The sequence below is a fragment of the Mariprofundus sp. NF genome (genome assembly GCF_013387455.1).
GTDB lineage: Bacteria > Pseudomonadota > Zetaproteobacteria > Mariprofundales > Mariprofundaceae > Mariprofundus.
Window position 1 is genome coordinate 151,672 of the sequence record NZ_VWNC01000002.1, and the last position, 13,496, is coordinate 165,167.

The following is a 13,496-nucleotide window of genomic DNA, read 5'->3' on the forward strand; positions in this document are numbered from 1 at the left end:
TCGTGCAGCCCTTTCAAATTAATCAATGTACTATTATTTCTTTTTCTTTCTCAGCCAGATCAGACGTGCAGTCATCATAGAAAGTTCAGCTTCAGCGGCAGCATAATCGATATCATCTTTCTGCATATCGAGAATCTCTTTCGCCTTGCGCTCTGCTTCAATTGCACCTGCTTCATCAATATCTGAAGCACGCTCTGCAGAGTCAGAAAGGATAGTAATCATATCAGGCTGCACTTCCATGTAGCCGCCTGAAACGAACACCTCATCAACATGATCACCATTGGTGATGCGGAGTTCACCGGTGGTCAGAGCACTGAGCAGCGGGCTATGCTTTGGCAAAATACCGAGTTCACCAGCTGCACCGGGTGCAACAAGAAACTCAGCTTCGCCGCGATAAACCTCACGCTCGGCCGTAGCGACCAGCACTTGCATGGTAGAAGCCATTAGCCCTTAGCCGCCATCTTCTCAGCTTTAGCAACAGCCTCTTCAATACCACCAACCATGTAGAAAGCCTGCTCTGGAAGATGATCATACTCACCAGCCAGGATGCCTTTAAAGCCTTTAATTGCCTCATCTTTCTTAGCGTACACACCTGGAGAACCGGTGAATACTTCAGCAACATGGAATGGCTGAGACAGGAAGCGCTGAATCTTACGAGCACGTGTTACAGCAGTTTTATCTTCGTCTGAAAGCTCATCCATACCCAGGATCGCGATGATGTCCTGCAGCTCTTTATAGCGCTGCAGAGTCTTCTGAACGCCCTGAGCTACTTCATAGTGCTCAATACCGATGATCTTAGGATCAAGCTGACGTGATGTAGAATCAAGTGGATCAACCGCAGGGTAGATACCAAGCTCAGCAATCTGACGTGACAGTACAATCGTAGAGTCCAGATGTGCGAAGGTGGTAGCAGGTGCCGGATCGGTCAAGTCATCCGCGGGTACGTAAACGGCCTGAACAGATGTAATAGAACCAGTCTTGGTAGAAGCAATACGCTCCTGCAAGCGACCCATCTCTTCAGCCAGGTTAGGCTGATAACCCACAGCAGATGGCATACGACCAAGCAGTGCGGAAACCTCAACACCAGCAAGTGAGTAGCGGTAGATGTTATCGATGAAGATCAGTACGTCGAGGCCTTCATCACGGAAATACTCAGCCATAGTCAGGCCAGTCAGTGCAACACGAAGACGGTTACCTGGAGGTTCATTCATCTGACCATAAACAAGTGCAACCTTGTCCAGTACGTTAGACTCTTTCATCTCGTAATAGAAGTCGTTGCCTTCACGAGTACGCTCACCAACACCTGCGAACACGGAGAAACCACCGTGTGCTTTCGCAATGTTATTGATCAGCTCCATCATGTTAACGGTTTTACCAACACCAGCACCACCGAACAGGCCAACTTTACCGCCCTTGGCGATTGGAGCCATCAGGTCGATAACCTTAATGCCGGTTTCAAGAATTTCCTGAGCTGGTGAGAGCTCTTCAAAGGTTGGAGCCGCGCGATGAATTTCCCAGCGATCTTCAGAATCTACCTCTTCGCCTTCGAAGTCGATGCCTTCGCCGAGTACGTTCATGATACGGCCGAGGGTTGCCTTACCAACAGGAACCTTAATCGCCGCACCGGTATCATCTGCAGTCATGCCGCGTTTGAGACCATCTGTGGTGCCCAGAGCAATCGTACGCACGGTGTTATCACCGAGATGCTGCTGAACTTCCAGTGTCAGTTTTGGATCTGACATCTTCAGAGCGTTATAAATTTTTGGTAGTTCACCAGCGTTAAAGCGGATGTCCACTACCGGACCGATCACCTGGACAATAGTTCCTGTACTCATTTTCTGACCTCTCCTAAAAATCTAAACTGTTAACCAGCAGCAGCAGCACCGGCACAAATCTCAGCCAGTTCCTGTGTAATGGCGGCCTGACGGGCCTTGTTGTATGTGATTTTAAGATCACTAACAATATCTTTCGAGTTATCTGTTGCAGCTTTCATAGCCACCATACGTGCAGATTGCTCACATGCTTTGTTTTCCAGCACAGCGTGATAAACCAGAGACTCTACGTAGCGACGCAGAACGCCTTCGAGAACATCTTTAGCCTCAGGCTCATAGAGATAATCCCAGTAACCTGATTTCTCTTCACTTTCCGGAAGCGGGCAAGGCATCAAACGCATTGAAGTCGGGCTCTGAGTCATCGTATTAACGAACTCACTGTAAACCAGATGAATTTCATCAAGTTCGCCAGAGATATACTTCTCGATAGCCAGTGTTACCACACCGAGAATATCGGCAAGCTCAGGGGTATCTGAAATGTTTTCAGCCACACCATGAATCTTGGCACCGATGCGACGCATAAACAGACCAGCGCGTTTACCGATAGTGAATACTTCGACTTCAGCTTCCTGTGCCTTCATCAGGCCAAGCGCTTCTTTCAGAGCATTGGTATTGAGACCACCACAGAGACCTTTGTCGGTGGTAACAACAATGATACCCACCTTCTTGATCTGTTCACGCTCAACCAGAAACGGATGCTGGTACTCAGCATGCGCGCTCATCATGTTAGCTACCACGCGCCTGACACCTTCAGCGTAAGAACGAGCAGCAACTACGCGATCCTGTGCCTTACGCATCTTGGATGCGGCAACCATCTCCATAGCCTTGGTAATTTTACCAGTGTTCTGGATCGCACCAATCTGAGTCCGAATTTCCTTAGCTGAAGCCACAGTCGTCTCCTATCAGTATGTGCCGGTTGACTTAAAGTCAGCGACAGCTTTCTGCAGGCCTTCTTCAACCTGTTCATTCAGTGCAGGTGTAGCATTCAACCCTTCAACAAGAGATGTACACTGAGAATTCAGGTAAGCAAGGTATGCTTTCTGGAATGCGACAACCTTGGTTACTTCAACATCATCCAGATCGCCGTTGTTAAGTGCGTACAATACTGCAGTCATCTCTGCTACAGATTGCGGGTTATTTTCATCCTGCTTGAGGATTTCCATACCGCGTTTACCACGCTCAATCTGCTGACGTGTTGCTTCATCCAGATCAGATGCAAACTGTGCAAATGCAGCCAACTCACGATACTGAGCCAGATCCAGTCGCAGACCGCCACCAACTTTCTTCATCGCTTTGGTCTGAGCAGCACCGCCAACACGTGATACAGAGAGACCTGCGTTGATCGCCGGACGCTGACCTGCGTTAAACAGGCTGGTTTCCAGGAAGATCTGGCCATCAGTAATAGAGATCACGTTGGTAGGGATGAATGCAGATACATCGCCTTCCTGAGTCTCAATGATCGGCAGTGCAGTCAGCGAACCAGTCTTGCCAGTCACTTCACCATTGGTGAATTTCTCAACATAGTTGTGATCAACACGGGAAGCACGCTCCAACAGACGGGAGTGTAGATAGAATACATCACCAGGATAAGCTTCACGACCCGGAGGACGACGCAGGATCAGAGAAACCTGACGGTAGGCCCAGGCCTGCTTGGTCAGATCATCATATACGATCAGTGCATCTTCACCGCGATCACGGAAGTACTCACCCATGGTGCAACCTGAGTAAGGTGCGATAAACTGCAGTGCTGCAGACTCGGAAGCCGATGCTGCAACGATAATGGTGTTATCAAGAGCGCCATGCTCTTTCAAGGTGCGAACTACAGATGCAACCGTAGATGCCTTCTGGCCAATCGCAACATATACACATGTAACGCCTTCATGCTTCTGATTGATAATGGTATCGATTGCGATCGCAGTCTTACCAGTCTGACGGTCACCAATGATAAGCTCACGCTGGCCACGACCTACAGGAACCATGGAGTCGATTGCTTTAATACCGGTCTGAAGCGGCTGATCTACAGATTTACGTTCGATAACGCCGGGTGCGATCTTCTCAACAGCATCATAGCCAGTTGGGTTGATCGGGCCCTTACCATCAATGGGCTGACCAAGTGCGTTAACAACGCGACCTTTCAGCTCAGGGCCAACCGGAACCTCAAAGATCTTGCCAGTACATTTAACTTCGTCGCCTTCACCAAGTGTAGTGAACTCACCGAAGATCACAGCACCAACACTGTCCTCTTCAAGGTTGAGCACCATTCCCATGATGCCACCCGGGAATTCCAGCATTTCGCCAGCCATGGCTCCGGAGAGACCATGAATAAGCGCAACGCCATCACCAACGGAGATGATCTGACCAACATTGGCATCAGCAGCAGCTGCTTCAAAACCCTTGATCTGTTCTTTAATGATCGAACTAATTTCTGCGGTATCGAGCTTCATACGTATATTCCTCTAATACTCAATCTGTTTGCTTACGATGCCAGTTCACGGCGCAGGCCGCTCAACTTCGTACGCAACGAATAATCAATTTTACGGTCGCCAATTCGAACAACCAGGCCGCCAAGAATAGACTTATCCTCGGAGACTTTAATGCGAACTTTCTTACCAGTAGATGCTGTCAGAGCAGCAGTCAGCTTCTCCTGCAGAGCAGGATCAATGGAAGTCGCAACAACCACATCAGCTTCGAGTTCACTCTCAGCCAGATGCAGCATCTCTTCTACCAATGCGTGAATCTCAGGAAGCAGAGACTCCTTGCCGCGTGCGGTAAGCATGCCAACAAGAGAATCAATTTCGCCAGAGATGTCACCGGCTACTTTCACAATAACCTGCTTCTTAAGATCAGCAGGATATTCCGGTGAAGCCAGAAGCACTGCTACCTCGTCAGCAGAGGCAGCTGCAGCAACCTTCTCCAGGTCACCACGGAGGTCCGTGCCCTCCTGAATCAGATCGAACAGTGCGCGTGCGTATCGACGAGATATCTGTGATGTGCTCATGCGTTACCAAACCCGCGGCTTACAATGCCTTCTACCAGAGTAGCGTGACGACTTGCATCCAACTCGGATTCTACAACACGCTCTGCAGCCAGCATGGCAATGTCGGCAACTTCAGCACGTAGTGTCTGACGGGCACGATTCAACTCGGCGCCGACTTCGTCACGTGCTGAGTCAACAATCTGCCCAGCCTCTTCACGAGCCTTAACGACAGCTTCTTCGTTGATTTCAGCAGAGCGCTTCTCTGCAGAAGCAATGATCTCAACTGCTTTAGTGCGAGCCTCTTTCAGTTGCTCAGCAATTTCAGCTTCGGCCTTGGCCTTGGCTTCGTTACCAGCATCTGCTGCGGCAAGACCATCAGCGATCTTCTGGGAGCGAGCTTCCATCAGATCAATCATTGGTCCGTACAGGTACTTCCTCATCAGGAATACCAGCGTCAGGAAAATAACAATCTGACCGATAAATGTCAGGTCTAAACTCATACGACCTCCTTTTTAAATTCCAATGTTCTTTCTATTAACCCAGGAATGGGTTTGCGAACAGGAACCACAGTGCGAAAGCCATGACGATGAATGGGAAAGACTCCATCAAACCTGCAAAGATGAACATGTTGAACATCAACTGTGGGCGCATTTCTGGCTGACGAGAGATTCCTTCGAGAGCCTTCGAGCAGATGAGACCCCAGCCAATTGCAGAACCCATGCCTGCAGCAGCTAAGATAATGCCGACCGAAATTGCGGTTGCAGCTGTGATGATTGTTGTTGCGTCCATATTTATATACTCCTATCGTTATAAATAATTAGTGCTCTACCGGTTGGTGCGCAATAGACAGATACACCACCGTAAGAATCATGAAGATAAATGCCTGCAGAAGACCGATAAACAGATGGAATATCGTCCATGCCAGACCAACGAAGAAACCTGCCGCCATGCCTACAGCGCCGCCACCCAGTAGCAGGAACGCGATCAGCAGGAAGATAACCTCTCCGGCAAACATATTACCAAAGAGTCGGAAGGAGAGTGACAATGGCTTAGCCAGCTCTTCAACAAGTTTCAAAATAAGATTAATTGGCATCACAACAGGCTTCAGGAATCCGGGAACCAGATTTGTGAATGGCTCCATAAGAAGCTCTTTGCAGAAGTGAACAGGCTTGAGCTTAAACTCATAGTAGAGAACCAGCGCAAAGACAGAGACAGCCATAGCAGCAGGCAAGTTCAAATCATTGGTTGGAACCGGACGGAAGTGCTCAACACCGAAGAGATGCGCGATATTTCCCAGCAGGAACGCTGGTAGGATATCAAGGGTATTGATCAGCGCGATAAAGACAAACACGGTAAATGCCAGCGGCGCAATCAATGGATTATGTACAGGGAAGTTGTCTTTTACAGTCTGATCAACAAAACCGACAACAGATTCAACAGCATTCTGAGCACCAGTCGGCGCCCCGCTCACAAGCTTGCCCTTCAACCAGAGCGCGAAACCAAACATAAGTCCGGCAACAACCAGTGAAACAAGCATAGTATCTAAATGGATCTGCATGAATGGATTGGATTCATCAATCTTTAGCGTCCAATACTGCAGATGGCCGGCAATTCCGCCGTCACCGTGACTCTGATCAGCCAAGTCCCCCTCCTTTGTACTCTTTTCTTATTCCTATCAGCGCAGAGATAAAAACAACCACCTGCGCCAAAAAAACTCCAGCAGCCACCACCAAAAGGTGAAGCCCCAACTGATAAGCCAGCATCAACCCGGCAATCAGCGCGATAAACCTAAGCACAGCCCCAACATAGAGCGAGCGCTTGCCAGCATCAGCATCCAACCCTTGAGTCCTGTCCAGTCGCCTGGCAAGCCAGATTGAATTCACAACCATCATGGCTACGCCATACAGAAGTGATAGTGCCGAACCAGCTTGATCATACAGCATCAAACCAGCAAAACCAAGAATCCCGACCACGATCTGCAAGCGAACCATTAGGCCAATTGCAGATTCTTTTAACAAAGACATGGATGCCTCATTTGATCAGTCGAGTACAGAGAACGTGCAAACCCTCTCCCTCGATTCGTGCGGTGGCGCATTGTAGCTAAATGGCCACCTCTGATCAAGTTAAAAATCCGTACAGGGAAGTTGTTACCTATAACCCTTACGCAAACTAAAATGATACAACAACCTACCACTGCAGAAGTTTGCAGGCTTAAACTAAACCACCAAGCGCCTGTCGGCAAAGCTCAAATAGCGCATCCGGAAACAGCCCTAAAAACACAATGGTTACAGCAGTGACAAACACAGTTGCCTGCATTGGTTTGCTCTCAATAAAATTAAATGCCACACGCTCTTCATCAAAGTAGATATATTTCACGACACGCAGGTAGTAGAACGCACCTACAGCCGAGAATAGCAGCGCATAGAGAACCAGATAGAGATGCCCGGCCTCAACTGCGGCCATAAACACTGCATACTTGGCCCAGAAGCCGCCCAAAAATGGAATGCCGGCCATGGAGAACATAAATAGCCCCATTGCCAGCGCATAACCCGGCCTCACCTTGGAGAGCCCTGCAAAATCATCCAGCAACTCACCCTGGATACCTTCACGGCGCATCAGGATAATAACCGCAAACACACCCATGGTCATTACCAGATAGATCGAGAGATAGACCAGGATTGCTGAGAATCCTTCCGGTGTACCTGCAATGAGGCCCATCATGATGAAACCAACATGGCCAACCGTTGAGTAGGCAAGCATACGTTTAATATTGCGCTGAGCGATCGCCGCCAGATTACCGATAGCGATGGTCAGCACTGCCATACCGATCAGAATTGATTGATACTCGCTCTGAAGCGACGGCAGAAGATCGGCAACGATGCGCATAAAGATCACAAAACCTGCCACCTTAGGCGCTACAGACATAAATGCGGTGACCGGTGTTGGCGCACCTTCGTAGGCATCAGGTGTCCACATATGAAACGGTGCCATAGAGACCTTAAAGCCAAGACCGGCAATCAGGAACACCATACCAAGCAGCACAGCCGCTGTCGCATTGCCCTCACTATGAGCAAGTTTCTCACCCATAACCGCGAAATCGAAACTACCGGTTACACCGTAGAGGAAGGTGATGCCATACAGCAGCATACCTGAAGAGAGCGCGCCGAGAATGAAATATTTAAGCGCCGCTTCGTTAGCTCGCAGCACGTCACGCTGATAAGCAACCAGCACATAGATCGATAGCGCCATCAGCTCCAAACCAAGATACATGGTGACGAAGTTGTTAGAGGAGACCATCAGCATCATACCGAGCATGGCAAACAGCATCAGCACATAATATTCACCGATATGTCGCTCATCTTTCATATATTCAAGTGAGAGAATCATACCCAGACCGGTTGCGATATAGATAAGGATTTTACTGAACACCGCAAATGAGTCGAAAACAAAGAAGCCGTAGAAGGCAACCAGAGGATCGGGCCCTTGCAACATCCAGGTAGCAACAGCGGCAACCGCAGTGGTAAGGATAGCCAGATAAGCCGTTGTCTTGCTGCCCTTGGCAATAAAGACATCAAACAGCAGCAGGAACATCGCCATGATCGCAACGATCATTTCAGGCAGCAGCGTGATCAGATGATCAGGAAACGGGAACGGGAAAGTCACATTAGCCATGATTTAAATTCCTCAATGATGCACAGCATCTAGCGCAGGCATCGCCTGAACCAGTGCGGCAGCTGCATCCAGCTTGCTTGTTGTGGCTTGAGCAATCAGATGCTCAACTGACACATGTAAAATATCCAGGAACGGCAGAGGATAGAAACCCATCCAGAGGGTCAGCAGCATCAGCGGTACAAAGTAACCGAACTCACGTGCTGTCATATCCTTCATCGATTTAACCGAATCCTTAACCAGTGAACCCATCACGACGCGCTTGTACATCCAGAGCGTATAACAGGCTGAGAGCACCACGCTACTGGTTGCAGCAATAGCAACCCACTTGGTTGATACATCCATATAGACCGGGTTGGCTTCAAAGGTACCGATCAGAACCATGATCTCACCAACGAATGCAGATGCACCGGGCAGAGCCACATTGGCCATACAGAAGAAGAGCATGACTGCAGCAAATACCGGCATCACATTGACCACACCACCATAATCACCAATCTCTCGCGTATGCAGTCGATCATACATCACACCGACACAGAGGAAGAGTGCAGCAGCTACAAAGCCATGACTGATCATGCCGATCACCGCGCCTTCAACAGCTGCCTGCGTAAACATGAAGGTACCCAGCGTTACAAAGCCCATATGAGCAATCGATGAGTAGGCAATCAGACGCTTCATATCTGTCTGCATCATCGCTACCAACGAGATATAGACGATGGCCACCAGACTCAATGCCACCATAAACGGTACAAAATATTGTGAGGCATCGGGCAGCATCGGCAGTGAGAAGCGCAGGAAGCCGTAGGCACCCATCTTCAGCAGAATACCCGCCAGAATTACCGAACCGGCTGTTGGTGCTTCAGTATGGGCATCAGGCAGCCATGTATGTACTGGCCACATTGGCACCTTCACAGCAAAGGCGATAAAGAAGGCGATAAAGATCCATATCTGCCACTCAAGATTGAACGGGTAATCCATAAAGGCCAGCAGACTGAAAGTTTTACCTGCCTCAAAATACATGGCCAATAGCGCAATCAGCATCAGAACCGAACCAGCCAGCGTATAGAGGAAGAATTTAAGTGTGGCATACACACGGTTTTTGCCACCCCAGATACCGATAATCAGGTACATCGGAATCAGCAGTGCCTCCCAGAAGAAGTAGAACAGCACCGCATCCATGGAAGCGAACACACCAATCAGCGTGGTCTCCAATACCAGGAAAGCGATCATATACTCTTTAACACGACTCTGAATGCAGCGCCATGCCGAGATGATACATATAACCGTCAGGAAGCTGGTCAGTACAATGAACGGCATGGAGATACCATCCACGCCCAACTGGTAGTTGATATTAAATGTTGATATCCACGGAGCAAACTCCTCAAACTGCATGTGAGATGTAGTCTCATCAAACATAAATGCCAGAGGCAGCGTGACGATAAAGGCAGCGATCGATACAGCCAGGCTGGCCCAGCGTACAGCATCATCACCTTTAACGAATAGCCAGATCACCAGTGCACCTGCAAGCGGTAGGAAGATGCTCAGTGAGAGAATCGGAAAGTCCAGAACGTTATGCAACTCCATTTCTCTCCCCTTAAGCCTTCAGCAACAGATAGGTCAGCAGCACAAACACGCCACTCACCATCGCAAATGCGTAGTGATATACAAATCCGGTCTGCATGGCCCGCATACGTGCCGCACCAGCGATAATGTTATCAATAATACCTTTGTGAATCGCACCCTTGTCGATCACTCCAAGGTCACCCTTCTGCCACAGGAAGGTACCAAGTGCGCGAGCTGGTCGAATAAAGATCTTCTCGTAGAGCTCATCCCAGTACCATTTGTTAAGCAGGAAGGTGTAAATCGGACCGGAAGCTGCAGCAATCTTGGCAGGCATCGTGGTCTCTTTGAAATACATAAAGTAAGCCAGCCCTATGCCACTCAGTGCAAGCCAGAATGGCATCGTAAATGGCGCATGCAGCATCATGCCCAGAGCGCCGTGAGCGCCCCCCTCTGCGGCCATGGTCATCAGCGGATTATGTGCATCCATAACAAAAATCGCATCGCCGAAGTAACCATTGAGCACTTCAGGGTTGGCAATATCCAATACAGCCACACCCCAGAGACCGGAACCGACTGCACCAACTGCGAGAATAATCAGCGGAATCGTAATCACCTTAGGCGACTCGTGCAGATGGCTTTTGGTCTGAGGATCAACACGATCCGAGTTATGGAAGGTGAGGAAGAACATACGGAAGGTGTAGAAGGCAGTCATAAACACACCGGTCAGCACGGCGAAGGTTGCAAAGCTGCCAACCCAACCATACTCGGTGAATTCACGTGCCATCGTTGCTTCAATAATCAGATCCTTGGAGAAGAAACCTGCAAATGGCGGCACTCCGGCCAGGGCGAGTGCTGCCAGGAACATGGTGATATAGGTAACCGGCATATATTTGCGCAGCTGTCCCATCTTGCGAATGTCCTGTTCAGCCATAACAGCATGGATCACAGAACCTGCCGCCAGAAAGAGCAGTGCTTTAAAATAGGCGTGTGTCATCAGATGAAAGATCGACGCTGAGTATGCAGAGACACCCAGACCAACAAACATATAACCGAGCTGAGAACAGGTGGAGTATGCAATCACACGTTTAATATCATTCTGCACCAGACCGATGGTTGCACACATCCAGGCGGTAATCGCACCCACCAGTGTTACGACAACCAAGGCAGTCTCTGAGAACTCAAACATTGGTGACAGGCGTGCCACCATAAATACACCGGCAGTTACCATCGTTGCCGCATGGATCAGTGCGGAGATCGGGGTTGGACCTTCCATGGAGTCAGGCAGCCATACATGCAGCGGCACCTGACCCGATTTACCCATGGCACCGACAAACAGCGCTAGGCAGATAAAGGTGATAGCAGCGATATCCCAACCCATAAAGCCGAGTGTAATATTCTGCGCCACAAAATCAGGTGTCATGGCAAATACAGTCTTATATTCAACCGAACCGTAGTAGTACCAGACAGCCAGGATACCGACAGCAAAGCCGAAGTCGCCGACACGGTTAACGATAAAGGCCTTCATGGCAGCGTAGTTGGCACTCTCACGCTTGAACCAGAAACCGATCAGCAGGTAGGAGAAGAGACCTACAGCCTCCCAACCGAAGAACAGTGTGAAGAAGTTATTACCCATCACCAGCACCAGCATCGAGAAGGTAAAGGCTGAGATGTAGGCGAAGAAACGCGGATAACCGGGATCTCCGTGCATATAACCGATGGTGTAGATATGCACACAAGCTGAAACAACGGTCACAGTGACCATCATGATGGTTGTCAGGCGATCAATAAGTAGCCCGACAGGCACCACGAAATCACCTGCAATCATCCAGGTCCAGAGGTTGCCGTGGAATGAGGCGCCAGCCATAACCTGTGTAAAGACATGGATTGAGAGCAGCGCGGATAGAATAACAAAGCCGGATGTGATCGTGTGAGCCATTCTCTCTTTCATGGCCCAGCCGAACAGGCCGGCAATCAGCGCACCGATCAGCGGCAGCGCGGGAATAGCGAGCAGCTCAGTCGTACTCAGTGTTAATGCGGTCTCTTGCACTGGAACTCCCCCTTATCCCTGCAACGTGTTGATATCTTCGATATCGATCGAACGACGCAGTCGATAGAACGAAACGAGAATCGCAAGGCCCACTGCCACTTCACAGGCAGCAACTGTCAACACGAAAAATACAAATATCTGACCCGAGAGGTCATTCAGGTAGTGTGAAAATGCTACGAAATTGATATTCACAGCCAACAACATCAGTTCGATACACATCAGAATCGTAATCACATTCTTCCGATTCAGAAACAGGCCGATAATGCCGAGCGAAAACAGTGCGGCACTTACTATTAGGTATTGAGATAGTCCAATCATCACATACTCACCTTACGCACACGATCTTCTCTGCGCACCTTCACCTGTGCAGTCATATTCTGATACTTGGCATCCTTACGCTCACGAATGGTCAATACGACCGCACCGATCAGCGCCACCAGTAGAATAATCGCAGCAATTTCGAAACCGAGCAGATACCGGGTATAGAGAATCTGACCAATCTCTTTGGTATTGTTCACTTCCTGACCCATATGTGTCACGGTAGCCATAGCACCATCAGTAAACACACCGGAACTTGAGGCTGCGATAAACTCCACCATCAGAATCACAGCGATCATGCCACCCAATGGCAGATACTGCAGGAAACCTTCACGCAGCTTTGCAGCATTCACTTCCAGCATCATGATCACGAACATAAACAGCACCATCACCGCACCAACGTAGATCAGGATCAGAATGATACCGAGGAACTCCGCATCAAGCAGGAAGAACAGGCCTGAAGCGTTGAAGAAGCAGAAAATAAGGAACATCACCGAATGCATGGTGTTGCGCGCCAGCACCACCCCCATACCGGAGAGCACAGACATGCCGCCAAACATGTAAAAAAACGCGGTTTCGAGCATCTTTCCTCCTAATTCCCGCGCTTAACTGTAGCGCGCATCAGCAGCGAGATTCGCTGCGATCTGTTTCTCATAACGGTCACCATTGGCAAGGAGCATCTTCTTATCGTAGTAGAGCTCTGCACGTGTTTCACATGCATACTCAAACTCCTGCGTTTCAACAATTGCATCCACCGGGCACGCTTCCTGACAGAAACCGCAGTAGATGCATTTTGAAAAATCGATGTCGTAACGGGTGGTTCGGCGTGAACCATCATCCCGCTCTTCGGATTCAATCCAGATTGCAGTTGCAGGACATACCACTTCACACAATTTACATGCGATACAGCGCTCTTCACCGGACTCATAACGACGCAGCGCATGCAGACCACGGAAACGTGGAGAGAGTGGCGTTTTCTGCTCCGGATACTCGATCGTAATCTTCTTCTTGAACAGGTAGCGACCCGTAACAGAGAGACCAATCAGAAGCTCCCAAAGGAACCATGTCTTAAAAGCTCGTTTCAGCATGC

At 49.3% G+C, this 13,496-nt stretch carries 15 protein-coding genes; all 15 read right to left on the reverse strand.

Annotation, left to right across the window (positions count from 1 at the left end; all coding sequences use genetic code 11):
* Nucleotides 1–33: 33 nt before the first annotated feature.
* Nucleotides 34–444 carry a F0F1 ATP synthase subunit epsilon gene (locus tag F3F96_RS03575; RefSeq protein WP_176961889.1) on the reverse strand — a complete coding sequence of 137 codons (411 nt, stop codon included), beginning with the start codon at nt 442–444 and terminating at the stop codon, nt 34–36.
* On the reverse strand, nt 444–1,835 hold the full coding sequence (gene atpD / locus F3F96_RS03580; protein ID WP_176961890.1) for a F0F1 ATP synthase subunit beta: 1,392 nt from the start codon (nt 1,833–1,835) through the stop codon (nt 444–446). Before atpD ends, F3F96_RS03575 begins: the two co-directional genes overlap by 1 nt.
* Before the next feature lie 29 nt (nt 1,836–1,864).
* The gene (gene atpG, locus F3F96_RS03585) at nt 1,865–2,722 is read right to left on the reverse strand and encodes a F0F1 ATP synthase subunit gamma (RefSeq protein WP_176961891.1); all 858 of its coding nucleotides are present in this window, start codon (nt 2,720–2,722) and stop codon (nt 1,865–1,867) included.
* Between the two features lie 12 nt (nt 2,723–2,734).
* A complete protein-coding gene (gene atpA / locus F3F96_RS03590) occupies nt 2,735–4,276 on the reverse strand; it encodes a F0F1 ATP synthase subunit alpha (protein WP_176961892.1) in 1,542 nt (513 codons plus the stop codon).
* A 32-nt stretch (nt 4,277–4,308) separates the two neighbouring features.
* A complete protein-coding gene (gene atpH, locus F3F96_RS03595) occupies nt 4,309–4,830 on the reverse strand; it encodes an ATP synthase F1 subunit delta (protein ID WP_176961893.1) in 522 nt (173 codons plus the stop codon).
* The gene (locus F3F96_RS03600) at nt 4,827–5,309 is read right to left on the reverse strand and encodes a F0F1 ATP synthase subunit B (protein WP_176961894.1); all 483 of its coding nucleotides are present in this window, start codon (nt 5,307–5,309) and stop codon (nt 4,827–4,829) included. Before F3F96_RS03600 ends, atpH begins: the two co-directional genes overlap by 4 nt.
* Before the next feature lie 34 nt (nt 5,310–5,343).
* On the reverse strand, nt 5,344–5,598 hold the full coding sequence (atpE, locus tag F3F96_RS03605) for a F0F1 ATP synthase subunit C (RefSeq protein WP_100276849.1): 255 nt from the start codon (nt 5,596–5,598) through the stop codon (nt 5,344–5,346).
* A gap of 28 nt (nt 5,599–5,626) precedes the next feature.
* A complete protein-coding gene (gene atpB, locus F3F96_RS03610; RefSeq protein WP_176961895.1) occupies nt 5,627–6,451 on the reverse strand; it encodes a F0F1 ATP synthase subunit A in 825 nt (274 codons plus the stop codon).
* Nucleotides 6,444–6,833: an ATP synthase subunit I gene (locus F3F96_RS03615; protein WP_176961896.1), complete on the reverse strand. Its 390-nt coding sequence runs from the start codon at nt 6,831–6,833 to the stop codon at nt 6,444–6,446. The genes atpB and F3F96_RS03615 overlap by 8 nt, the downstream gene beginning before the upstream one ends.
* Nucleotides 6,834–7,020: 187 nt before the next feature.
* Nucleotides 7,021–8,481, reverse strand: coding sequence for an NADH-quinone oxidoreductase subunit N (locus F3F96_RS03620; RefSeq protein WP_176961897.1), 1,461 nt, complete (start codon nt 8,479–8,481; stop codon nt 7,021–7,023).
* A gap of 12 nt (nt 8,482–8,493) precedes the next feature.
* A complete protein-coding gene (locus F3F96_RS03625; protein WP_176961898.1) occupies nt 8,494–10,062 on the reverse strand; it encodes an NADH-quinone oxidoreductase subunit M in 1,569 nt (522 codons plus the stop codon).
* Nucleotides 10,063–10,072: 10 nt separating this feature from the next.
* Nucleotides 10,073–12,088 carry an NADH-quinone oxidoreductase subunit L gene (gene nuoL, locus F3F96_RS03630; protein WP_176961899.1) on the reverse strand — a complete coding sequence of 672 codons (2,016 nt, stop codon included), beginning with the start codon at nt 12,086–12,088 and terminating at the stop codon, nt 10,073–10,075.
* Nucleotides 12,089–12,100: 12 nt separating this feature from the next.
* Nucleotides 12,101–12,406, reverse strand: coding sequence for an NADH-quinone oxidoreductase subunit NuoK (nuoK, locus tag F3F96_RS03635; RefSeq protein ID WP_176961900.1), 306 nt, complete (start codon nt 12,404–12,406; stop codon nt 12,101–12,103).
* Complete coding sequence (locus F3F96_RS03640) at nt 12,406–12,990, reverse strand: NADH-quinone oxidoreductase subunit J (protein ID WP_176961901.1); 585 nt, start codon at nt 12,988–12,990, stop codon at nt 12,406–12,408. The genes nuoK and F3F96_RS03640 overlap by 1 nt, the downstream gene beginning before the upstream one ends.
* A 21-nt stretch (nt 12,991–13,011) precedes the next feature.
* On the reverse strand, nt 13,012–13,494 hold the full coding sequence (gene nuoI / locus F3F96_RS03645) for an NADH-quinone oxidoreductase subunit NuoI (protein ID WP_176961902.1): 483 nt from the start codon (nt 13,492–13,494) through the stop codon (nt 13,012–13,014).
* Between the last annotated feature and the right edge of the window lie 2 nt (nt 13,495–13,496).